This is a genomic window from Aeromonas sp. R7-5 (genome assembly GCF_040908015.1).
Taxonomy (GTDB): domain Bacteria; phylum Pseudomonadota; class Gammaproteobacteria; order Enterobacterales; family Aeromonadaceae; genus Aeromonas; species Aeromonas caviae.
Genome location: NZ_JBFOCZ010000032.1, coordinates 183,599 through 205,101, shown reverse-complemented (window position 1 = coordinate 205,101; position 21,503 = coordinate 183,599). Strand labels below are relative to the sequence as shown.

Here is a 21,503-nt window from a genome sequence, read left to right as displayed (position 1 = left end):
TGCCTGACAACGAGGCGCATTATACGTACCCCGAGCCCGGGCACAACCCTTTTTTCTCACTTTGAGCCCTTTCCCGTGCTGTTTGCTCACCCTTTAGACGCCTTGGTCGAAAATCCCCCCGCTCCCTGTGACCCGACGAGCGAATTTAAGATAAAGCCATTGAAATAGTTAGCCTTTAGTCAGAAACTCATCGCGCTTAGTAACTGGATTCTCAATTGAAAATCATGCGATGAAATGGAACTTCAGGCCTCGGGGGCTCAGACCGCAGCTGATGCTGGCTTTTTTCATGTTGGGCCTGGTGCCCTTCCTGGTCGTCACCCTGTTTTTCCTCTATAGCCACGGCAAGGATCTCACCACCCAGACCTCCAACCATCTGGTCTCGGTGCGCAACATCAAGAAAAACCAGCTGCAAGACTACTTCGGCAACCTCAAGGAGCAGATCATCAACTTCTCCCAGCAGGACTTTGCCGGCAACAGTATCGGTCGCTTCTACGGTTTCACCGGTGCCTTCGAGAAGCTCGGCACCACGCCGCAGGAGGCCCGTGCCCGCGCCCAGGCCCGCTATGTGCCTGGCTCCTGGGACAAGCTGCAACAACCTGACAGTCAGGTGGAGATAGAGCCCTCCATCAGTGCCCTCATCCTGGCGGACGAGATGTATGGCCGCGTCCACCAGCGCTTCCATCGCGGCTACGCCGACATGGTGCGCAAATCCAACTACAGCGACATCTTCCTGGTCGACCTCAACGGTGACGTGGTCTACTCGGTCACCAAGCAGGCCAACTTCGCCACCAACCTGCTCTCGGGCCCCTACCAGTCCAGCGGTCTTGGCAACACCTTCGCCAAGATCAAGCGCCGCCTCGATGGCGGCCAGAAGCCCCAGCAGATCTTCGAGTTCACCGATTTTGGCCGCAACGAGCTGACCGGCCAGGTGGTCGCCTACCTCGCCGCCCCCGTGATGCAGTACGACTATGTGCGCGGCGTGGTCATCTTCGAGCTGCTGCCGGACAAGCTCAACCAGATCATGGCGGAGCGGGAGGGGCTCGGCGCAACCGGCGAGACCATTCTCATCGGCCCGGACAAGCGGATGCGCGCCAACGCCTGGCTCGCCCCCGAATTCAGCGTGGAGAACAGCTTCAGCCCCGACTTCCGGCCGCTGCAGACCCCCCTCATCATCAAGGCCCTCTCCGGGGAGCAGGGGGTCGGCCCCTTCCTCTCCTACCACGATGACGAGGTGCTGGCCGCCTATACCCAGGTGAAGGTGTTCGATACCGAGTGGGCCTTCATCGCCGAGATCTCCACCAGCGAGGCCTATGCCCCCATCCGCCAGCTCGAGACCCTGGTGATCCTGCTGGGGGCAGGCTCACTGCTGCTGCTGATCCTCTTCTCCCGCTGGCTCTCCCACTCCATCACGGCGCCCCTGCGATCCCTCACCGCCGCCGCCGAACAGGTGGCGGACGGCGCCCTGGATCACCCCATCACCATCCCCCGCACCGACGATGACATCGACCGGCTGGCACAGGCATTTCGCCACATGCAGCGCTCGGTGAAGGACAAGATCGAGCTCATCGAACGCCAGACCCAGGAGCTGCAACAGCAGGTCAAGCTGACCCACAAGCAGAACCTCAGCCTGCAACAGGCGGACAAGCTCAAAGACGAACTCCTGGCCAACACCTCCCACGAGCTGCGCACCCCCATCCACGGCATCAAGGGGATGGCCGAGTCCATGCTCGCCAGCCAGCAGGACCTGACCGAAGGGCAGCAGAAACAGCTCGGCCTCATCATCAAGAGCGCCGACGGTCTGGCGCGCCTCGTAGACGACTTGCTCGACTACCACCAGATGCGCTACGGCCAGCTGGAGATCCACCCCCAGCCGGTCTCCTCCAAGGGGGTCATCCGGCTGGTGCTGGATCTCTGTCAGCACCTCGTGCAGGCCAAGCCCCTCACCCTGGTAGACAAGAGCCCCGCCGAACTGCCCCCTGTGCTGGCGGACGAGCAGCGCCTCGAACAGGTGCTCTACAACCTGGTGGGCAACGCCATCAAGTACACCCCCCAGGGCAAGGTGGTGCTGAGCGCCCTGGTAGAGGGCAACTTCCTGCGCATCAAGGTGACCGACACCGGCATCGGTATCGCCAGGGACCACCTGGAGCACATCTTCGAGCCCCTGGTGCAGATGAGCCCGGAAGTGAGCAAGCAGGGAGCGGGGCTAGGTCTCTCCATCACCCGCCAGCTGGTGCACCTGATGGGGGGGGAGCTGTTCGTGGAAAGCGAGCCGAGCGTCGGCTCCACCTTCGCCTTCACCCTGCCGCTGGCCAGCGGCAAGGCGGGCAGTCTGACCCTCGACAGCCGCCAGATAGAGCACCAGTTGGTGCGCCAGCAGCCCGTCATCCTGCCGGACTGGGAAAGCGAGGATCTGCCCCCCCCGCCGCAAGATGCCCCCGTCATCCTGGTGGTGGACGACGAGCCCATCAATTTGCACATCCTGCGCCACCTGCTGCAGCCCTGCGGTTATCGCATCCTGCCCAGCAGCGACGGCCACGACGCCCTGACCAAGCTGGCTCAGGAGCCGGTGGATCTCATCCTGCTTGACGTGATGATGCCCACCCTCTCGGGCTTCGACGTCTGCCGCCGTCTGCGCCAGCAGCACCCCAAGGAGAAGCTGCCGGTGCTGCTGCTCACCGCCCTCAACCAGCCCAAGGAGATTGAAGAGGGTTTCAACGCCGGGGCCAACGACTATCTGGTCAAACCCTTCTGCAAGGAGGAGCTGTTCGCCCGGGTGAGGGCCCTGCTGGAGGCCAGCGCCGGGCGCGCCTCCCTGGTGGAGAACCGCCTGCTCAAACAGGAGATAGAGCACCGTCTGCTGCTCCAGGAGCAACTGCACCAGGATCAGGAGCGGCTCCTCGCCCTGCTTGGCGAGGGGGCCGACCCCATGGTCTTCCTCGATGAGCAAGGAGGGGTGCTGTTTGCTTCCCGGGCCCTGGCGCGCCTGCTGGGTCAGGAGCCGGAAGCCATGGAGGGGCAGCTGCTGGACGAGTGGCTGGCCGCCCCGCTGGCAAGCCAGTGGCCCGACATGACCGCGCAGCCGGAGCGGGAGCTGGACTTCCTGGTGGCGGGCCAGCGAGACACCCTCAACGCCCGCGCCCTGCCCATCAACCTGGGGGGGCAGCACGCCTATGCGCTGACCCTTGGCACCGAACCGCGCCAGGACGACAATCGCATGGCTGCACTGGAAAACGCCCTCAAGAGCCTCTCTCGCCAGGCCATCATCGAGGATGGCCAGTTGCTGGGGGAACTGAGCCGGCTGGGAGGGGAGTTCAGGTCGCTGGCGGACGATCTCATTCGCCAGCAGGATGACGAACCTCTGCGCCGCGCCCTGGTGGACACCATGCGTCTCACCCTGGAGACCTGGCAGCAGAGCACCGGCAAGGGCAAGATAGTGCTGGCGGAGAAGAGCAAGCTGTGGCGGGTCTACATGGACCGCTCCAGTCCCCAGACCCGCACCCTCGACAAGTACCTGAACCTCGACACCCTGCCCAAGGCACCGCGCTGGAAGACGGTGGTGGCCAGCGCCGAGTACGTGCTCAAGCACTGCCCCCTGAACGAGGTGCAGCACCAGAGTCTGCACCAGAGCACCCAGCGCCTTCGCCAGCTCGCCAGCCGCAAGGCATGAGTCTCCAACCCGCAGCCACGTTGCTCTGATGATGGCTGCGGGATAGAAAACAAGCACCAATAGCCAACTCTGGACACATCTACCCGCACGCTTTCTGCGCCTATCAGGGGGATCGCGATGGCTGAGCTCGCGGGGGCGGCCAGATGACCCTGCAGGTTCGGGCCCATGCCCCATCACCATGTTGGTGATGACCCCGGGAGACCTGTCTGGGCCGGCAAGTGGCTAATCAGGTGAATGGACATTAGAGAGAATGGGGTGAGGCTTCGCTACCCCGTGACCACAGGCCCCAAATCGGAAAAGACATTGGGAGATGGCTGAGCCGGGGGATGGACAGAGATGAGATAGAAATGACAAACCCGCGACGGACGCGGGCTTGAGGGGAATAAATGGCGGAGAGACAGGGATTCGAACCCTGGGTGGCATTACTGCCACAATTGATTTCGAGTCAATCCCGTTCGGCCACTCCGGCATCTCTCCACGGGCACTCATATTGACCCAACCCTAGCCGGGAAATCAATGTAAATATCGTTGCAGATCAGACGACTGGCGATAAAACCGCCATCCGGCGATCCCGCCCCTCCCAACGCCAGTGACGTTCACCCGGCAGCGCCTCCCCACTCACGGCCTCCACTTTGTGCCCGGTTCCGGGCGGGTGAATATGGCGAGCCTGATGGGCCAGTGACACGCTGTGACGCGCTCGCCACCGCCCTCCCGGCAGTCATGGTGCCGGACTGGTAATCCCCGCGGGATTCGTTGACAATCTCTGCTCATTTTTTGGAAGGGAACCCGTCCCTCGCCCCAGCCGATAGGAACAACCATGCTCAACACTCGTATCGTCTCACTGCTGCTGGCTGCCGCCAGCCTCTGGGCCGCACCTGTCTGGTCCAACACCTATCCCCTGCCACCAGCGGACAGCCGTCTCATCGGCGCCCTGGAAGATTACATCGTACAGCCTGGCGATCATCTGGAACTGGTCGGCAAGCATACCCGGACAGGCTTTCTGGCACTGCTCGAAGCCAATCCCGGCGTAGACCCCTATCTGCCCACCCCGGGCACCCGGCTCACTCTGCCGACCCAGATGCTGCTGCCCGACGTGCCGCGAGAAGGCATCGTCATCAACCTGCCTGAACTTCGCCTCTACTACTTCCCCAAGGGCAAGCAGGAGGTGATGGTGCTGCCCATCGGGATCGGTGACATCGGCCGCGAGACGCCGGAGATGACCACCACCATCATCGCGAAAAATCCCAACCCGACCTGGGTGCCCGGCCCCATGGTCCGCAAGTCCTGGCTGGAGCAGAAGGGGATCGATCTGCCCGCCGTGGTCCCCCCCGGCCCCGACAACCCCCTCGGCAAGTTCGCCATGCGTCTTGGCTATGGCAACAAGGACTACCTCATCCACGGCACCAACAAGGATTTCGGGGTTGGTCTGCGAGTCAGCGCGGGTTGTATCCGGCTGCGCCCGGATGACATCGAAACCCTGTTTGGTCTTGTTCCCGTCGGCACCCCGGTCCGTGTCATCAACCAGCCGGTCAAGATGGCGGTGGAACCTGACGGTCGTCGCTGGCTGGAGGTACACTCCCCCCTCTCCCGCACCGAAGCGGAGATGGCACAAGGGGCACCGCTGGTGCTCTCCCCCGAAGCCGAGCAGTTCATCGCCGCCCCCGACATCGACAGTGCCCGGGTGACCGCACTGCTCGAGCACAAGAGCGGGCTGCCCAAGCCCGTGAGTGGCTGAAGGCCTGACCACCATGAACAGAATCAGTCATGTGGTTTGCCTGTTGCTTCTGCTGCCTGGCTCCTCGGCGATGGCGGACATCCTCTGGATGCACAACGGTGATCGACTGAGCGGAACCATAGAAGAGATCACGGACGAGCAGATCCGTATCAAGCCCGCCTACAGCCAGGCCATGACGGTCCCGCGCCACGCCATCAAACGCTGGCGTCTGGACAAGCAGGAGAAACCCAAGCCGCTCACCAAGACGGGGATCCCCCTGCTGGACTCTCCTGACGAGGCCAATGCCTGGCTGCTGACGGGGAACGGGGATCTCAACATCAAGCTCAAGGAGAACGCCAAAAGGACCAACAACGTCAATCTCAAGGTCTCCACCGAGTTTGCCAATCTGGACTGGCGTTACAGCCTGGATGGCGAGTACATCTACGAAACGGCGAACAACGTCACCGACAGCCACGAATACAAGCTCAAGCCCAAGCTCGACTTCTTCTTCGACGATCACTGGTTCCTGCGATCTTCCGTCGACATCGATTACAACATGATCGAGGCGAGCTATCTGGAGATTGACTACGCTTCCGGCCCCGGCTACCGCTTCTGGAATGACAGGCAACGCCGGCTGGAGCTCATCAGCCAGCTCGGTCTGGAACGGGCCTATTTCAGGCCGGAGGTGTGGAGCAATTCAGACCTGTTTGACGACAGGATCATCAATTACCCCTTCGTCAGCCTGGGTTGGGACTACAGGCAGCCCTTGGCACTCTGGGAAGAGAAGTTCGAGCTGTTTGGCAAGGGCAGTTATGAAAGGTTCGTCGACCAACCCTCCCCCTATCTGACCAGGAAGCAGTCCGTCAGCGGCAGCCTGGGCCTCAGGTATTACTTCAGCGATCATCTGCGTCTCTCCTGGTCAAGCGAGCTGGATTGGGATGATGCCTGGCTCGACTACCACGGACTGCACATGGATGTGAGCGAGAAGGAGTGGCGTCACCTCATCACCCTGGGGGCGAGTTTTTAACCCGCCAGAAACGACACAGGCCCACCGAAGTGGGCCTGTGTTCATGGACGCAAGACGAGCGCGTCAGAAATAGATCCGGGTGACCGATTCGATGACGCAGCCAGGGCGACGGATCCCCTCGATCTCTATCTTGATCTCCTTGAGGAGCTCGATGCCTCCCTTGATGGGCGTGACACGCGACAGCTTGGTACGGGCGCGTATGTTGCTGTCCACCTTGATGGGATAAGGGAAGCGGACCTGTTCCAGACCGAAATTCACCACCATGCGAGCGGTCGGGAACTCCGGCGTGCTCTCGTCCACCGAACCGGTCAACTGGGGCAGCAGGGCCAGAGTCAGGAAGCCGTGGGCAATGGTGGTCTTGAAGGGAGACTCGGCTGCCGCACGCTCGGGATCGGTGTGGATCCACTGATGATCGCCGGTCACGGTCGCGAACTGGTTGATCAACGCCTGGGTGACCTGCAACCACTCACCTACATGGGTCTCTTCACCGATGCGGGTCTGCAACTCGGCATAGAGTGCCGCCGCTTCGCCTTCGAGCTCCACCACGGGATCCTGCGCCAGGGCAGGCTGGCCATTCGCGACCTGGGTGACTCTGGCAGTCTCTTGCTGGCGGGCATCCTGTGACTCCCCCTGCAGATCCAGCACTCTTCCCAGCAAGGGGTGAAGGTGTGCCTTTTGCTGAAACTCACGCCAGTAGTCGCGGATCGCCGGAGAGAGCCAATCCTTGAGCTCAAAGGGGTGTTGCGCCAGAATTTCGCGCTTGTGCTTCAGAAAATCGACAACTTTCATTTACCGATCCCTATTCGATTCAAAGCCTGTAAAGAGGTCTAACCAGTCCTATTTTATGAAAGTTTCATCAGCAAGTACAAAAAAATCTCGGCGTACACCTGTACCAGGCGCGAAAGTGGTCACTAACATGCGAGCAAACACGGGCAGGAAAACGATTGAATGGAAGGCTGCAAACGAATCAACATCTGATCTGAAAAAGAGACGGGGCCCGTGTCGCCACTGAGCCCCGTCCTCGATCATCTCCCCTGGGCTGTCCACCAGGTCTTGCGCTGCCCATCGTCCAGGAAACTCCAGGCGAGGATCCGGCTCACCTTGTTGCCTTGCGCCATCTCGAGCACCCGCACTTCCCGTGCACCGACCCTGACCAGCGCCTTGCGGGTGGCTGGCAGATTTTCCTTTTTCGACACCAGCGAGCTGAACCAGAGGCATTGGCTGGCAAACTCCTTGCTCTGCTCTATCATTGCCGCCAGAAACGCCGCCTCGCCTCCCTCGCACCAGAGCTCGGCCTTCTGACCGCCGAAATTGAGCACGGGCGCCCCGACCACTGCCTGGCCCTTGCCCAGGTTGCGCAGCTTGCGCTCCGTCCCCTTGCTCGCTTCCGCCAGAGAAGCATGAAACGGCGGGTTGCACAGAGTCAGGGCAAAGTGCTCCTTCGGCCCCAGGATCCCGCGAAAGACATGCTTGGGGTTACCCTGATGACGGCATGTGATCTGGTTGCCCAATCCATTGCTGGTGGCCAGCAGGGTCGCCGCCTTCACCGACACAGGATCGATGTCTGAGCCCACGAAGCGCCAGCCATACTCCCGGACGCCCAGCAAGGGATAGATGCAGTTGGCCCCGACACCGACATCCAGCACTCGAACCTGCTTGCCCGTCGGTACGCATCCCGCGCTCTCGGCCAGCAGATCCGCGGCTCGATGCAGGTAGTCTACCCGGCCCGGAATGGGCGGGCAGAGATAGCCGGGGGGCAGATCCCAATGCGCAATGCCATAGTGCAGTGCCAGCAATGCCCGGTTGAGCGTCTTGACGGCGGCCGGATCGGCAAAGTCCAGGGTTCGGGTGCCGTGCTCGTTGGTGAACACGAAAGGCGTCAACGCCGGGGTACGCTGGCAGAGCGCGTCGAAGTCGTAGGGTGCCTGATGGCGATTGCGCGGGTGCAATCCGGTTTTCTGCTGGGGTGTCATGCTGGACCTGCCGAGGATCAAGGGGGCCACACTATAGAGAGTCGACCAGGGAAAGTCTAAACGAGGGTCATAAAAAAACCGGGCCCTGAGGGCCCGGTTCAAGTGAGGTTGGAAAAACAGTCCGTACTGCGAGCCGTTTGTCCAGCCTGACTCAGATGTCTATCCGGCGTGCCTGCCAGAATTTGCTGCGCCAGTAACTGCTGTCGAGCTTGGAGCGTGTCACCCCGGCGCGGGTGGAGGCATGGATGAATTCGCCATTGCCGACATAGATGCCCACGTGATTGAGGCGGCGGTTGATCTTGAAGAAGACCAGGTCTCCTTCGACCAGATCCTGTTTGGAAACCCGGGTGCCTTCATGGACCTGGGAGCGGGTATCGCGGGGTAATTCGATGCCGACGGCATTGCGGAACACTTCACGGGCGAAGGCGGAGCAATCGATGCCTCGCTGGCTGCTGCCTCCCATCCGGTAAGGAACGCCGCGCCACTCTTTGTATACGGTCAGGATTTCGTTGACGTCAGGGGTTGGTGAAACTTCGGGTTCAATCACGGGTTCCATCATGGAAACCTCGATCTTGCTCGCGACCTCGGGTTGGGGTGCCGATGCACAACCCACCATTCCGAGCGCGACCAGCAGTAGCATCAGGTGGCGCAATCCTTTATCCCCGCAAAAAGAGTGAAACTTGTTAAAATGCAGCCCGAAAGGGCAATTTATAAGGCAACAGCACCCGACTATATCCAAGAATTCTATCGAGGCAAGCGAAAATCCCAATCGACCTCACATTTTTGCAAGGAAATGCTCTGTTTAGCGCAATTTATGTGATCATGCCCAAACAATATACAATCTTGAAAGCATCGGTTTTGAGCGCATCAAACGGACTGTTATCGCTATTTCACCCCCATTTTTAAGTGAAATATTATGCTATCTGCGGATCTCTATTTGTTAAATACGGCAAGCGTTGATGCAGACCTGGTGATCAGGCTGGCATCCGAACTCGCCCCGGATGAACGCCGTCACTGGCACGAGATCCACCAGGCGGGTCGCCAGCATGAGTACCTGCTCGGCCGGGTGCTGCTGCGCCGCCTGCTGGCCGAGCGACTCCATTGCCGGGCCGATGCCCTGACTTTTGGCATCGGTGCGCATGGCAAACCGACACTGCTCAGTCATCGCTGGCAGTTCAACCTCAGCCACAGCGGAGAGTGGCTGGTGATCGCCCTCTGTGAGGAGGGCCCCCTTGGGGTGGACATCGAGATGGGATTGCGTCACCGCCCCATACTGCCGCTGGCCAAACGCTTCTATGCGCCAAGCGAATACCAATGGTTGAACGCCCTGCCCCGAGAGGAGCAACATTCGGCCTTCTATCGGCTATGGTCTCGCAAGGAAGCTGTGCTCAAGGCGCATGGCGACGGTATTTCCGCCGGACTCGAAAAGATCTGCTTCCTTCCGGAGCAGGCATGGCAGCTCAATAATCATCTCGACAATCGCCACTATGAAATCCGCGACTGGCCCGCGGGCAGCGGATGGCTCAGCCTGGCTGCCCCGACCCGCCGGGTCGATGCCCATCTGCTGGACGCACGCTTGAATTCCACCCCGCTGGACCCCATGTTGATCCACACCATTTTTCGAGAGTCAGCCTCATGATCGTCGACATCACTCCCCAGAACTTCCACGCAGAATTGCTCGATGCGTCCATGAAAAAGCCGGTCGTCATTTATTTCCACGCCCCCCAAATGCCGGAGTGCCAAGCCATGACCCCGCAAGTGGAAGCGCTGGTCGGCCCGGCCAATGCGGCGGTGACCCTTGCCAAAGTCAACATGAACGACCCCCAGTTGCAGCCTCTGGCCAGCCAGCTTGCCCTGCGCGCACTGCCCGCGCTGGTGCTGTTCCATCAGGGGCGCCCGGATGAACAGGCCATTCTGGAAGGGCCGCAGGATGAAGCCACATTGCGCCAGTATTTCGCCGCCTTTGCCCCCAAAGAGGAGGAGTTGCTGCTCGATCAGGCAAAACAGGCGCTGGAGAACGGGCAAGCCGATGTGGCGCACACCCATCTTGGCCAGGCCCATCGCCTCGCCCCCGAGCGTCACGACATCACGCTCTGGCTGATACAGGCCTCGCTGGATCTCAATCTCCTTGACGAGGCGCAGAGCCTGCTTTCGACCATCCCCATGGTGGCACAGGATGATCATTACCAGACCCTGAGCTCCCGCCTCTCACTGGCGCTGCAGGCCAGCGACAGCCCTGAGCTGCGCGCCCTGGAGCTGCGCCACGCTGAACAGCCGGATGATCATGCCCTCGCCCAGGAGCTGGCGGTGCTCTACAGCCAGGTTGGTCGACAGGAAGAGGCATTGGCCCTGTTGTTCACCATACTCAAACGTGATCTCGCCTTTGGCGATGCCAAGAAGATCTATCTCGATGTGCTGGCAACCATGGGCGCGCACCCGGCGGCGCAGAGTTATCGTCGCAAGCTCTACAGCCTGCTCTATTGAGCGACAGGAAAATCAGAAGAGGGGATGCCGATTCGTCGGCATTGCCTTGTCAGGCGGGTTTCAGCGGGGAAACGCGGTAATTTGATGAATTTCAGGCAAAAAAAATGGCGCATTGAAATGCGCCATTTTTTCGCATGGATTACTTCTTGTAGGAAGTAGCCATGTTGTCGATGCGCTGGTTAGCACGCATAGCTTCTTGCTTGGCTTCTGCAACATCAGCAGCGATCTTGGACTGATCAGCACGAACAGCGCTAACATCTTGAGCCAGTTGGTCAACTTTGTTAGACAGATTCTGAACGGAAGTTTCCAGTTCGCTGGTGTTTGCACAACCGCCCAGCAGAGCGGACAGACCAACAACACCTACCAACAACATTTTTTTCATTTTTAAAAGCTCCCTTTAACTCGCCAGACGTTTAGCAAGCGGCGTGATTATGGCACAAAAAAATCATAGTTTGGATAGGCCTCATCACAGATAAATGCGTTAAAACCCTCATTTTTTTTTAGTTGCACACTTTCCGTACAAACTTTAAGCAAAAATGAGTGTCCCTGGATGAGGTTCGCACAAAGCGTAACCAAAATTTGGGCTTATTACAATTTCGTATGAGGCTCAGGCTGAACGTTCTGACAGCAATTGACGATATTGCACCAGATCTTCGATGGTCAGGACCGGCATCCGGTGCTGGCGACCGAAGGCCACCAGGTCCGGCAGCCTGGCCATGGAGCCATCTTCCTTGGTCAACTCGCACAATACTCCGTAAGGTTTGAGCCCGGCGAGCTGCATCAGATCGACGGTCGCTTCGGTGTGACCACGGCGGGTCAGTACCCCACCCGTACGGGCGCGCAGCGGGAAGACATGGCCGGGTCGATGCAGATCGGAGGGCCGGGCACCGTCGGCGATGGCCGCGCGGATGGTGGTGATGCGATCGGCGGCGGACACCCCGGTGGTCACCCCCTGCGCCGCTTCGATGGTCACGGTGAAGGCAGTCTGATAGTGGCTGGAGTTGGCCTCCACCATCATCGGCAGCTCGAGCTGGCGAACCCGCTCATCGGTCAGACAGAGGCAGACGATGCCGGAGCACTCGCGGATCATCATGGCCATCTGCTCGTTGGTCATGGTTTCTGCGGCAAAGATGAGATCGCCTTCGTTCTCGCGATCTTCATCATCGGCCACCAGCACACCCTGACCGGCACGCAGGGCGGCCAGCGCGGCTTCGACGCGAGCAATGGGATCACCGAATTCACTGAGTAGAGACTGATTCATGGTAAGACTCCTAAAAAAGACAAGGACCAGAATCAGGGCATGGAAAGGCAGACAGAAGTAGCCATGCAGCGGCCAACCCGGCAGGGTCTGGCCAGCAATATCTGTCTTATCCTCTTTCATCCGGACTATGACCGTCGGCTCCGGCATCTCACCGGATCTGCTGACCCCGTCCCGGATGAATGCCGGGTCGGGCGCTCGCGGGCTCCCCGAGTTACATCGGGATACCGCCGGTGGGGAATTTCGCCCCGCCCTGAGAATAAGCGCAGACAGCCTAAAGAAAAAAGACGCAGGATGCCAGCCAAAAACCCATCAAAGACAAACCGGGTGCTGGCTGCACTGCAATTTTCGCGCGAGCACCACCCGATACACGGCGCGCTGTCCTTTCTGATTTCGTTTGTGGCATAGTGCCAGCAAAAACGCGCGCGCCCGCGCAGACCGGGTGCCAACATCACAAACGGAATCATGACAGAGATGGAAAAGAAAATACTGCTGACCGATTGCCCCGACGCCAAGGGTCTCATCGCCAAGATCACCAACATCTGCTACAAGCACCAGCTCAACATCAACAAGAACGACGAGTTCGTGGATCACGAAAACGGCCGCTTCTTCATGCGCACCGAGCTGGAAGGGCGCTTCAACGACGAGACCCTGCTGGCCGACCTCGATGATGCCCTGCCTGCCGGCGCCCAGCGTCGTCTCGTCAAGGCGGGCAAGAAGCGCATCGTCATCCTGGTGACCAAGGAGACCCACTGCCTCGGCGACATCCTGATGAAGAACTATGCCGGCGCCCTGGACATGGACATCGTCGCGGTCATCGGCAACTACGACACCCTCGCCGAGCTGACCGGCAAGTTCGACATCCCCTTCCACTGCGTGAGCCACGAGGATCTCAGCCGCACCGAGCATGAGGAGCAAGTGCGCACGCTCATCGATGGCTACCAGCCGGATTACGTCATCCTGGCCAAATACATGCGTGTGCTGACCCCAAGCTTCGTGGAAGCCTATCCGCGCAAGATCATCAATATCCACCACTCCTTCCTGCCTGCCTTCATCGGCGCCCGCCCCTATCGTCAGGCCTTCGACCGCGGGGTCAAGCTGATTGGTGCCACCGCCCACTTCGTCACCGACGATCTGGACGAAGGCCCCATCGTCGAGCAGGACGTGATCCACGTCGATCACACCTTCAGTGCCGATGACATGGCCAAGGCCGGACGCGACGTGGAGAAATCCGTGCTGAGCCGGGCGCTGGAACTGGTGCTGAACGAGCGGGTCTTCGTCTACGGCAACAAGACCGTCGTGTTCAAGTAAGCGGCTGCGCGCCCCCAGAAAAAAGGCTCCCGAGGGAGCCTTTTTCATTGCGCGGCACTCACGGGTGCAGCGGCAGACCATTGACGGTCACGGCCCCTTTGTCGAGCTTGAGCTCGGCCTGAAGCTGTGACTCCTGCGCCTTCAGATATCCCATGGCAGTGAATTGCTCCAGCATGGGGGCCAACTGGGGAACGGCCTGGCCCAGCTTCTCCCCAAGGTGAGCATGCAGCAGACCGGAGAGTGCCTGCATCCCCTCCTCGCTGCCCATCAACTGTGCCAGGGTGGTGGGCGCCAGCTTGGCCTCCCCTTGCAGGCTGACAGGCTCACCGTTCAATCGCGCACTCAGATCCGCCAGTTCCAGCGTGGCCCCTCTCTGGAGCATCTTGTCCAGCGCTTCCTGGATGGCCGCTTCGTCCACCCGTTTGCTGCTGGCCTCTTGCAGCGTCTGATACCCCTCGAGATCCAGCCCCTTGAGGGAGAGATCCAGATTTCCCTGGGTCAGCGCGAGCCGGTCTTCCTCGCTCTCCATGTTGAGGGTCGCCACCTTCATCTGATAGCGAGTGGAGAGCGTCTGAAGATCGTCCCCCGCCAGCTCGGTGGCCGTGGTCAGCCCCTCCAGCGTGATCTTGACGTTCCCCGGCTGGGTCAGGGTGAAGGCCGTGAGGGTCGCATCGCTGCGGGGAGAGAGCCAGAGCCCGCTGATCTCGGCCATGTCGGCACTGCCCTTGAGATCCGCCAAGGCCAGATCTGTCTTGCTCTGGGCATCGTGGACCGTCATCCCCAACCAGTGGGCGGTGAGATGGCCATTGCCGTCGAGATCCCCGCGATAGTCGCCGTTCAAGGGCCGGAAGGTGAACTCGTTGAGCCCCTCCTTGACCTTGAAGTCACTCACCCAGAAGCGGGAGCTGTTGCTCATGGTCCAGAGGCTGCTCGCCGATTCGGCCCCCAGTTGCCACTGCTGCATCCCCAGAGAGGTCAGGATGGGCGCCAGCGTGCCCTGTGCGGTATCAAGCTGGAGGTGACTCTTGATATAGAGCGGCAACAGGCGGCTGTTGAACGCGAACTGCATCTCGATGGGTTCGCTTCCCGCCAGCTGGGGATCAAAACTCGCCAGCGTCTGGGGCGGCACCACCACCTTGAGCACGCCGTCGCGGGTGAACAGATTCTCCGTCTCCGGGCTCCAGGTGACTTCGATTCCGCTCTCCTGCTGCGCCCTGGCGATCTGCTCGGCCAAGATCCGGTCGAACGTATTGCCCGTGTACCAGCAGGCGCCAAGCCCTCCCACCACCAACACGGCTCCGACGGCCAAGGCCACTTTTTTCTTCATCAGTTCTGTTTCTCCACAATGGTTCAATGGCGGGTGCATGGGCGCACTCTACGGGGAGGATGGGCATCAACACAAGCCAGACAACGGCTTGGGTTCCACGCTCTGGCTGTCACAGCAGGGGGCTGAACAGGTAGAAGATGTTCTCAAGCAATTTTTTGTACCAGGGGCGGGCACGCCACTTGGTCAGTGACATGGGGGTCGCCTCCAGCATGTAGCCCTGCACCAGTTGGTTCATCTCGGCGACAAACACCGGGTTGTCGATGAGCAGGGTGATCTCGAAATTGAGCCAGAGACTGCGCCGGTCGAGGTTGACCGTGCCCACCAGGGCGAAATCATCGTCCACCAGCACGCTCTTGGTGTGCAGCAGTCCGGCATCATAGCGGTATATCTCCACTCCTGCCGCCAGCAGATCCTCCATGAAAGAGTTGCTGGCGTGGTTGGCCATCAGGGAATCGTTGCGTGCAGGCAGAACTAACTGCACCAGCACGCCGCGGGCCGCCGCCGAAGAGAGGGCCGCAGCCAGCGGATCGTCCGGCACGAAATAGGGGGTGGTCAGCACCAGATGGTGACGAGCCTGGTAGATGGCGAGCAGCAGGCTCTGCTGGATGCAGTCACCGCCGACGAAGGGGCCTGAGGGAATGAGCTGGGCCCGATAGTTGGTCTGTGGCCAGGCTTCCGGCTCATGTTGCAGACTGTCGAGCAGCCGTTCGCCGGTCTCCATCTCCCAGTCCCAGACGAAGGTGGACCACATCAACGGCACCACGGGGCCCTGCACCCGGATCATGATGTCGACCCACTGGCCGACCCCGGCATCCTGCTTGAAGAAACGGGGATCCACCATGTTCATGGAGCCGGTATAACCAACCTTGTCATCGATCACCACCAGCTTGCGGTGCATGCGCAAGTCCTGGCGCTGGAAGGGGATTCGCCAGGCGCCGACCGGCAACACTTCCACGACTTTGACGCCGGCGGCGCGCAAGGTTTTGGGCCAGGAGGAGCGGAAGAAGGTCTTGCTGCCGATGGAGTCGAGCAAGACACGACAATCCACGCCGCGTGCCGCCACCTCCATCAACGCCTCGCACACCTCGTCCACATCCCCGCCGGGGTGCCAGATGTAGAACTCCAGATAACAGGATTGGGAGGAGCCCCGGATGTCGCGCACTATCTCCTCTACGATGCTCTTGGGCTTGTGCAGCAGGGTCATCCGATTGCCCGAGAGCATGGGCATGGCCAAGCGCCCCTGGATCAGATCGTGGAGCGGGCGTGCCTTGCTGCCCACCTCGCAGCAGTGCTGGGGGAAGAGGCGCGCGAGCTGGCGGATCCAGATGGCGTAAGGACGGTACATGGCCTGGGCCCGCTCCGCCCGCTTGCGACCGAGACGTATCTCGCCAAACAGCACGTAGAAACCGACCCCGGCGAAGGGGATGGCATAGATGAGGGCCAACCAGGCGAGGGATACCCCGATGGGACGTCGCTTCATCACCACCCGCAGGGAGATCCCTGCCACGATCACGGTGTGAAACAACAGCAACAACCAGCCGAGAAAGCGGGAAAACAGCAACTGAATGTCGTATTCCAGACCGTCGAGCAAGGCGACTCCTTGGTGTATTGGACAGATGGCACGGGCAGACCCCACAGGGTCGGGATGGTATGCTATGGGGCACACCCATTCTATCAGGTCGTTAGCATGATCCTGCAATCTATGCTGCTGAGTCTGGCCATGCTAGGTCAAGGCTCATATGACATCAATGAGCAACAGATAAATCAGTACCTGCAGTCCCAGGTGCAAGTGGACAAACAGCTGGAGTTGCCCGGCATCATCAAGGCCCATGTGCAACTCGAGCAGAGCGATGTGCAGATTGGTCGCCAGAGCCCGGATACCGCCAGGGTGTTTGGCAAAGGCAAGTTGAAAATCGCGCTCCCGGATCAGACCGAGTACGACGCGCGCCTCAACATGACCTATGAGGCGAGGCCCCGCTACGACAAGGCCAGGAGTGCGCTCTTCCTCGACAACATGAAGCTCATCGATTACAAGCTGGAGCCTGCCGCGGCGGAACAGAAGTTTGGTTTCATGCTGAGGATGCTGCTGCAAAGCATGGAGAAACGGCTGGAGACTCAGCCTGTCTACAAGCTGGATGACAAGGACCCCAATCAGGCCTGGCTCAAGGAAAATCTGCTGGGGCTGGAGCTGTCACCAGGCAAGATCCACCTGCTGACCAAACCCCAATAAGACGTCAGTTGAAAACAGGCGCCTTCGCCTGACGCACCAGCAGCTCGATCTGGTAACCCTGTTCGTGCTGCTGGTGATAGTGGGAGTGAAGGGGTCCGTCGAGTTCATGCAGGGGAAGGTGGTCAAATCCCGCCTTGAGGTAGAAGGGTTTCTCGAACGGCAGGGCGTGACAGATCACGGGCTTGTCGGAAAGATCGCGGCAGGCATGCTGCAACAAGCGGGACCCCAGCCCCAGAGACTGGTAGTGAGGGAGCAGACGAAAACCGCACAAGTGGTAGTAATCCTGTTCATCGCGCAGGCGCACCGCCCCCACCAGCCAGTGTGCATCACGAACCACAAAAATCCGTTCTGCCAAATCCGGCACATAGTGGGAAAACGTCGTCTCGTAATAGTCTCTGATGAGAGAAAGATCCGCATCACAGTACTCTTCGAATGTGAGCTCCATCGCTCGCCTGCTTGTCATGCCCATTTCGCTCTGGCCATACCGGCCCTCTCCTGCTCGCTCTCTGGCTCCACGAAGAGATCTGACCAGAGTGGAGCAACAGCAAGATAACACGCCTTTAACTTACAAAAAAGCCAATAACTAGATGGAAAAGACGAGGTTGCGATCATGCGTCCCTTGACGCTATGAGCCGCGCCCCTTGTCCTGAGTGAGCACACAGGCGGGACGTCCCTCTACCATCACATTTCCAGCCTCCCCTGTTCACGGACACTTGTTCTGCGCCATCCCGAATGCTTTACTCAACGTGGCTAACGAGGCTTAAGGAGCAAGCCGTTGAAAGCATGGATGTTGCTGGGCATGATGCCGCTGTTTTCCCACGCAGCCCCGGCTCAGATACCGCCGCCGGCAGAGGTGGTGATCCTGACCCCGGAGACGGCTGTCTCCTCCCCGGTTCCCACGCCGCGTACCGTGGCGCTCACCACGGCGCAGCTCCCCTCCCCTGAACCCGCTAAGCCTGCAAGCCGTCAGATCCAGGTCTACAAGTCGGTACAAAAGAACGGGGTCATACGCTATTCCGACATGATGCCGGAGCAGGGTCACTACGAACTACTGCTGTTCAACGACTGCTATGCCTGCGATCCGGCGTCCAAGGTCAACTGGCACACGACAGGCCTCTTCCTCTATGACTACGCCAGTACCATACAGGCGGCAGCCAAGGCTTATCAGGTCGAGCCTGCCCTCATCCGGGCGCTGATCCATGCCGAGTCCGCCTTCAATCCCCTGGCCGTCTCCCGCAAGGGCGCCATGGGACTGACCCAGCTGATGCCCGCCACGGCGCGCGAGCTCGGGGTCGGCAACGCCCTGCTGGCGGAGCAGAACATCTTTGGCGGGGTGAAATACCTGGCGGGGCTGCTCAAGCAGTATGACGGCAACGTGGCCCTGGCCACCGCCGCCTACAATGCAGGCGCCGGTGCGGTGCAAAAACACGGCGGCATACCGCCCTATGCCGAAACCCGGGCCTATGTGGAACGGGTCAAGCTGCTGCATCAGCGCTACAAAGAGATGCTGAGCGCCAAGGGGTTGTAGGACCGGTACGGTACAAGCACGGCGGCATCCCTCATTGGCCGAAACCCGGGCCTATGTGGAACGAGTCAAGCTGCTGCATCAGCGCTACAAGGAGATGCTGAGCGCCAAGGGACTGTGATCATGCCGCACCCTATCGTCAGCATGGCGCCCTGCCCGGTATTCCTTCAGGCATAAAAAAACACGCCCGGGGGCGTGTCGATACCACACGTTAACTAGCAACACATCACTCTTTCGTGGCGATCACACGATAGGCCAATGCACCCAGAATGGCACCGACAATGGGGGCAACCCAGAACAGCCAGAGCTGGCCCACGGCCCAGTCACCGACAAAAAGCGCCACGCCAGTGCTGCGCGCCGGGTTGACCGAGGTGTTGGTCACCGGGATGCTGATGAGGTGGATGAGGGTCAGGCACAGACCGATGGCGATGGGAGCAAACCCGGCCGGTGCACGGCTGTCGGTGGCCCCCATGATGACGAACAGGAAGAAACCGGTCATCACCACTTCACACACCAGTGCGGCCAGCAGGCTGTAACCACCGGGGGAATGCTCGCCATAGCCGTTGGAAGCAAAGCCGGCGCTCACATCAAAACCCGCCTGTCCGCTGGCAATGACATAGAGCACGCCACCAGCCACGATCCCGCCAAGCACCTGGGCCACGATGTAGGGCAGCACGTTGGAGGCCGGGAAGCGACCACCAGCCCAGAGCCCGACGGTCACGGCCGGGTTCAGGTGGCAACCCGAGATATGACCGATGGCATAGGCCATGGTCAGCACGGTCAGGCCGAACGCCAGGGCGACGCCCAGCAGGCCGATCCCCACATTGGGGAAGGCGGCAGCCAGCACGGCGCTCCCGCAGCCCCCCAGCACCAACCAGAAGGTCCCCATAAATTCAGCAGCAAAAGGTTTCACTCTTGTCTCTCCCATGATGACTAACACGCGAACCTGAAAGGCTCATACGGACACTGTTATTGAACAGGCGCCATATTATGGGAGTGTGGCGGCTCAAGACGAAACCGACCCGATTCATCGCGGATATGTGATGAAAGTCACAAGTTATTGATAAAGTAGAAAGATATTCACCCGCCCGGTGCGCTTCTCCATGGGAGTCCCATCGAGGGACGCGACAGATTGTGACCCGACCAGCGATTTTGCCAGCAGCTCCGGCACCCGGCGCTCTCTAGCCAACACCGGATAGCCCTCCTCAAGGGATCAGCGATAACGGCCGCGCACCGATCCGCTGGCCCGCCCGGCCATACGAATGAGGCTCTGACGGGTGTGGAAGTGGCAGAGCGCCACCCCGAGGGCATCCGCCGCATCCGCCTGGGGGGTGGCAGAGAGCTTGAGCAGATGAGTCACCATGTGCTGCACCTGCTCCTTGGCGGCGCCACCGGTGCCCACCACCGCCTGTTTGATCTGGGTCGCCGAGTACTCGCTCACCGGCAGCAGGGCATTGACCGCCGCGACGATGGCACTTCCCCTGGCCTGGCCGAGCTTCAGGGCCGAGTCCGCGTTGCGCGCCATGAAGACCCGCTCGATGGCGAACTCGTCCGGCTTGAACTGGGTGATGATCTCGCTCACACCGTCATAGACCTGCTTCAGGCGAGACGGCAGCTCCCCCAGATCGGTGCGAATGCAGCCCGATCCCAGATATTCCGCCTTGCCCGCGACGATGCGAATGACCCCGTAGCCGGTGATGCGTGAACCGGGATCGATCCCCAGAATGATGCTCATGAACGGAATACCCCGCCCACTGCGGTCAGCCATCTCATCTTCGACACCTTCTTCATTGCGATCTCTTGCCCTGCTGCTCTTGATGGCCGCCAAGATAACAAACCCGCCTTCGCTTGGCTCGCTCGCTGGCACCTTTCCCGGCTGACTGCGCAAGGAGCCACCATCTCATACAGTGCTCTGCCGCTTCTCTGACCAGTGATGCCTGTCGGTGTCACCCAGCCCCTTGCCTCCGGGTCATCCCTTTGCCAGGGCGACGAGGCGCTCCGCCAGTCGATGGCTTTTCAGGTAGCTCTCGACCAGCGCCCCGTCTGCCCGCCCGACGTCAATCTGCCCATACCAGTGCTCGAGCATGGCGACAAAGCCTCGGCTCGCCAGCACGGGCTGCCAGTCGCCCGGAGCCAGGGTCTGCACTGTGTTGTCTCGCGCAAGCAGGCCACGGGTGCAATTCTCGATATGCAGAGTGAGGTTGTCGCCATAGGCATCGATGCGCTCCTCGGTCATGCCGGCGCTGCGATTCATGCTGCCGCTCACCGCCATCTGCCCGCTCTGCCAAGCGACGCTCACCCCGGCCAGCAACTCGGGCTGCTCACTGCTGCGTCGCAGCACCGCATGCAGCTCCCCGTCCGGCTCGCCGCCATAACAGCAGAGGCTGTCGAGCACATGGATACAGTCGTCGAACAGGAACTGGCGAGGCGCCCCCGGCAGGGCGTGCCTGTGCTTTTGCCAATGGAGCTCGGTCAGCGGCTGGCCGCGTGCGGCGGCCATGGCGGGCAGATAGCGACGGTTGAAGCCCACAAACAGCGGGCAGTCTCTGGCGATGGCGAGATTGGCGAGCGCCTCCACCTCTCCTGCGTTGTCACACAGCGGCTTGTCCACAAAGGTGGGAATGCCGGCACGCAGGCACAGCTCCGCCAGTTTGCCGTGCACGACGGTGGCAGCGTGGATCATCACCGCATCAGGTCGGCTCGCCAGCAGCGCATCGACCTCGGTAAAACACTCGCCAATCCGGTACTGGCGCGCCAGTTTGCCGAGCACCGAGGGACTCCGGGTACAGAGCAGCGGGGTGACTCGCTCGTCGTTTGCAAGCAGCGGCAGATAGGCCTTCCGGGCGATATCGCCAAGGCCAATCAAGGCAATGCGCATGGGGACTCCTTGTGGCGGCGGGTTATGGGCGCCGTTTTATCCGGCAACGGCTGACAGGGTAGCATCCCTGCCGACCCGGACACAGCCGATGGCTGGCCCAGCCACGCCC

The 21,503-nt window shown here is 60.6% G+C and carries 19 protein-coding genes, 1 tRNA gene, 1 pseudogene and 1 riboswitch; of the genes and pseudogenes, 9 read left to right on the top strand and 12 right to left on the bottom strand.

Annotated features, from left to right (window positions below; genetic code table 11):
• Positions 1 to 229: 229 nt before the first annotated feature.
• Complete coding sequence (locus tag AB5Y53_RS14020; protein WP_368182331.1) at positions 230 to 3,667, top strand: ATP-binding protein; 3,438 nt, start codon at positions 230 to 232, stop codon at positions 3,665 to 3,667.
• Positions 3,668 to 4,054: 387 nt separating this feature from the next.
• Here AB5Y53_RS14020 and AB5Y53_RS14015 read toward each other — a convergent pair.
• Positions 4,055 to 4,144, bottom strand: a tRNA-Ser gene (locus AB5Y53_RS14015).
• Positions 4,145 to 4,484: 340 nt separating this feature from the next.
• Between AB5Y53_RS14015 and AB5Y53_RS14010 the strand changes: the two genes are divergently transcribed.
• A complete protein-coding gene (locus AB5Y53_RS14010; protein ID WP_319862554.1) occupies positions 4,485 to 5,402 on the top strand; it encodes a L,D-transpeptidase family protein in 918 nt (305 codons plus the stop codon).
• Between the two features lie 22 nt (positions 5,403 to 5,424).
• Complete coding sequence (locus AB5Y53_RS14005) at positions 5,425 to 6,408, top strand: DUF481 domain-containing protein (RefSeq protein WP_368182453.1); 984 nt, start codon at positions 5,425 to 5,427, stop codon at positions 6,406 to 6,408.
• A 63-nt stretch (positions 6,409 to 6,471) separates the two neighbouring features.
• Here AB5Y53_RS14005 and AB5Y53_RS14000 read toward each other — a convergent pair whose 3' ends face one another.
• From AB5Y53_RS14000 to AB5Y53_RS13990, 3 genes are all read right to left on the bottom strand, one after another.
• On the bottom strand, positions 6,472 to 7,197 hold the full coding sequence (locus tag AB5Y53_RS14000) for a MaoC family dehydratase (RefSeq protein ID WP_201969436.1): 726 nt from the start codon (positions 7,195 to 7,197) through the stop codon (positions 6,472 to 6,474).
• A gap of 236 nt (positions 7,198 to 7,433) precedes the next feature.
• Positions 7,434 to 8,381, bottom strand: coding sequence for a 23S rRNA (adenine(1618)-N(6))-methyltransferase RlmF (gene rlmF / locus AB5Y53_RS13995; protein WP_368182330.1), 948 nt, complete (start codon positions 8,379 to 8,381; stop codon positions 7,434 to 7,436).
• Positions 8,382 to 8,532: 151 nt separating this feature from the next.
• Positions 8,533 to 9,021, bottom strand: a complete 489-nt coding sequence (locus AB5Y53_RS13990) for a C40 family peptidase (protein ID WP_039039319.1) — start codon at positions 9,019 to 9,021, stop codon at positions 8,533 to 8,535.
• Positions 9,022 to 9,297: 276 nt separating this feature from the next.
• Between AB5Y53_RS13990 and AB5Y53_RS13985 the strand changes: the two genes are divergently transcribed.
• Together AB5Y53_RS13985 and AB5Y53_RS13980 are read left to right on the top strand one after the other, a co-directional pair.
• A complete protein-coding gene (locus tag AB5Y53_RS13985) occupies positions 9,298 to 10,020 on the top strand; it encodes a 4'-phosphopantetheinyl transferase superfamily protein (RefSeq protein ID WP_368182329.1) in 723 nt (240 codons plus the stop codon).
• Positions 10,017 to 10,865, top strand: coding sequence for a tetratricopeptide repeat protein (locus tag AB5Y53_RS13980; protein ID WP_368182328.1), 849 nt, complete (start codon positions 10,017 to 10,019; stop codon positions 10,863 to 10,865). Before AB5Y53_RS13985 ends, AB5Y53_RS13980 begins: the two co-directional genes overlap by 4 nt.
• Before the next feature lie 139 nt (positions 10,866 to 11,004).
• Here the strand turns inward: AB5Y53_RS13980 and AB5Y53_RS13975 are convergent, their stop codons facing one another.
• On the bottom strand, positions 11,005 to 11,247 hold the full coding sequence (locus AB5Y53_RS13975; protein WP_010634682.1) for an Lpp/OprI family alanine-zipper lipoprotein: 243 nt from the start codon (positions 11,245 to 11,247) through the stop codon (positions 11,005 to 11,007).
• A 225-nt stretch (positions 11,248 to 11,472) separates the two neighbouring features.
• Positions 11,473 to 12,126 carry a 3,4-dihydroxy-2-butanone-4-phosphate synthase gene (gene ribB / locus AB5Y53_RS13970; RefSeq protein ID WP_010673523.1) on the bottom strand — a complete coding sequence of 218 codons (654 nt, stop codon included), beginning with the start codon at positions 12,124 to 12,126 and terminating at the stop codon, positions 11,473 to 11,475.
• A 104-nt stretch (positions 12,127 to 12,230) separates the two neighbouring features.
• Positions 12,231 to 12,388: riboswitch (FMN riboswitch) on the bottom strand.
• 209 nt (positions 12,389 to 12,597) lie between these two features.
• Here ribB and purU point away from each other — a divergent pair.
• Entirely contained in the window at positions 12,598 to 13,434 is an 837-nt protein-coding gene (purU, locus tag AB5Y53_RS13965; protein WP_029313992.1) for a formyltetrahydrofolate deformylase, read from the top strand.
• Positions 13,435 to 13,492: 58 nt separating this feature from the next.
• Here the strand turns inward: purU and AB5Y53_RS13960 are convergent, their stop codons facing one another.
• Complete coding sequence (locus AB5Y53_RS13960) at positions 13,493 to 14,761, bottom strand: DUF945 family protein (RefSeq protein ID WP_368182327.1); 1,269 nt, start codon at positions 14,759 to 14,761, stop codon at positions 13,493 to 13,495.
• Between the two features lie 109 nt (positions 14,762 to 14,870).
• Positions 14,871 to 16,352, bottom strand: coding sequence for a cardiolipin synthase (gene cls / locus AB5Y53_RS13955; RefSeq protein WP_301481321.1), 1,482 nt, complete (start codon positions 16,350 to 16,352; stop codon positions 14,871 to 14,873).
• Between the two features lie 96 nt (positions 16,353 to 16,448).
• Between cls and AB5Y53_RS13950 the strand changes: the two genes are divergently transcribed.
• A complete protein-coding gene (locus AB5Y53_RS13950; protein WP_029313991.1) occupies positions 16,449 to 16,991 on the top strand; it encodes a DUF1439 domain-containing protein in 543 nt (180 codons plus the stop codon).
• Positions 16,992 to 16,995: 4 nt separating this feature from the next.
• On the opposite strand, the gene AB5Y53_RS13945 is transcribed toward AB5Y53_RS13950, so the two are convergent.
• The gene (locus AB5Y53_RS13945; protein ID WP_124813657.1) at positions 16,996 to 17,454 is read right to left on the bottom strand and encodes a GNAT family N-acetyltransferase; all 459 of its coding nucleotides are present in this window, start codon (positions 17,452 to 17,454) and stop codon (positions 16,996 to 16,998) included.
• Positions 17,455 to 17,778: 324 nt separating this feature from the next.
• On the opposite strand from AB5Y53_RS13945, the gene AB5Y53_RS13940 reads away from it, so the two are divergent.
• Both AB5Y53_RS13940 and AB5Y53_RS13935 read left to right on the top strand, forming a co-directional pair.
• Positions 17,779 to 18,519: a lytic transglycosylase domain-containing protein gene (locus AB5Y53_RS13940; RefSeq protein ID WP_368182451.1), complete on the top strand. Its 741-nt coding sequence runs from the start codon at positions 17,779 to 17,781 to the stop codon at positions 18,517 to 18,519.
• Between the two features lie 14 nt (positions 18,520 to 18,533).
• A pseudogene (locus tag AB5Y53_RS13935) lies at positions 18,534 to 18,637 on the top strand (lytic transglycosylase domain-containing protein); the annotation flags it as partial.
• Positions 18,638 to 18,742: 105 nt separating this feature from the next.
• Here AB5Y53_RS13935 and aqpZ read toward each other — a convergent pair.
• From aqpZ to AB5Y53_RS13920, 3 genes are all read right to left on the bottom strand, one after another.
• A complete protein-coding gene (gene aqpZ / locus AB5Y53_RS13930) occupies positions 18,743 to 19,429 on the bottom strand; it encodes an aquaporin Z (RefSeq protein ID WP_010673516.1) in 687 nt (228 codons plus the stop codon).
• Positions 19,430 to 19,729: 300 nt separating this feature from the next.
• A complete protein-coding gene (gene ruvC, locus AB5Y53_RS13925; protein WP_010673515.1) occupies positions 19,730 to 20,251 on the bottom strand; it encodes a crossover junction endodeoxyribonuclease RuvC in 522 nt (173 codons plus the stop codon).
• A gap of 234 nt (positions 20,252 to 20,485) precedes the next feature.
• Positions 20,486 to 21,394 carry a Gfo/Idh/MocA family protein gene (locus tag AB5Y53_RS13920; RefSeq protein WP_368182326.1) on the bottom strand — a complete coding sequence of 303 codons (909 nt, stop codon included), beginning with the start codon at positions 21,392 to 21,394 and terminating at the stop codon, positions 20,486 to 20,488.
• Positions 21,395 to 21,503: the final 109 nt, after the last annotated feature.

Coding starts and splice junctions, on each gene's coding strand:
- AB5Y53_RS13985 (WP_368182329.1), top strand. CDS start 9,298: ATGCTATCTGCGGATCTCTATTTGTTAAATACGGCAAGCGTTGATGCA.
- purU (WP_029313992.1), top strand. CDS start 12,598: ATGGAAAAGAAAATACTGCTGACCGATTGCCCCGACGCCAAGGGTCTC.
- AB5Y53_RS14020 (WP_368182331.1), top strand. CDS start 230: ATGAAATGGAACTTCAGGCCTCGGGGGCTCAGACCGCAGCTGATGCTG.
- AB5Y53_RS13980 (WP_368182328.1), top strand. CDS start 10,017: ATGATCGTCGACATCACTCCCCAGAACTTCCACGCAGAATTGCTCGAT.
- AB5Y53_RS14010 (WP_319862554.1), top strand. CDS start 4,485: ATGCTCAACACTCGTATCGTCTCACTGCTGCTGGCTGCCGCCAGCCTC.
- ribB (WP_010673523.1), bottom strand. CDS start 12,126: ATGAATCAGTCTCTACTCAGTGAATTCGGTGATCCCATTGCTCGCGTC.
- AB5Y53_RS13920 (WP_368182326.1), bottom strand. CDS start 21,394: ATGCGCATTGCCTTGATTGGCCTTGGCGATATCGCCCGGAAGGCCTAT.
- AB5Y53_RS13960 (WP_368182327.1), bottom strand. CDS start 14,761: ATGAAGAAAAAAGTGGCCTTGGCCGTCGGAGCCGTGTTGGTGGTGGGA.
- AB5Y53_RS13940 (WP_368182451.1), top strand. CDS start 17,779: ATGTTGCTGGGCATGATGCCGCTGTTTTCCCACGCAGCCCCGGCTCAG.
- rlmF (WP_368182330.1), bottom strand. CDS start 8,381: ATGACACCCCAGCAGAAAACCGGATTGCACCCGCGCAATCGCCATCAG.
- ruvC (WP_010673515.1), bottom strand. CDS start 20,251: ATGAGCATCATTCTGGGGATCGATCCCGGTTCACGCATCACCGGCTAC.
- AB5Y53_RS14000 (WP_201969436.1), bottom strand. CDS start 7,197: ATGAAAGTTGTCGATTTTCTGAAGCACAAGCGCGAAATTCTGGCGCAA.
- AB5Y53_RS13990 (WP_039039319.1), bottom strand. CDS start 9,021: ATGCTACTGCTGGTCGCGCTCGGAATGGTGGGTTGTGCATCGGCACCC.
- AB5Y53_RS13975 (WP_010634682.1), bottom strand. CDS start 11,247: ATGAAAAAAATGTTGTTGGTAGGTGTTGTTGGTCTGTCCGCTCTGCTG.
- AB5Y53_RS13945 (WP_124813657.1), bottom strand. CDS start 17,454: ATGACAAGCAGGCGAGCGATGGAGCTCACATTCGAAGAGTACTGTGAT.
- AB5Y53_RS13950 (WP_029313991.1), top strand. CDS start 16,449: ATGATCCTGCAATCTATGCTGCTGAGTCTGGCCATGCTAGGTCAAGGC.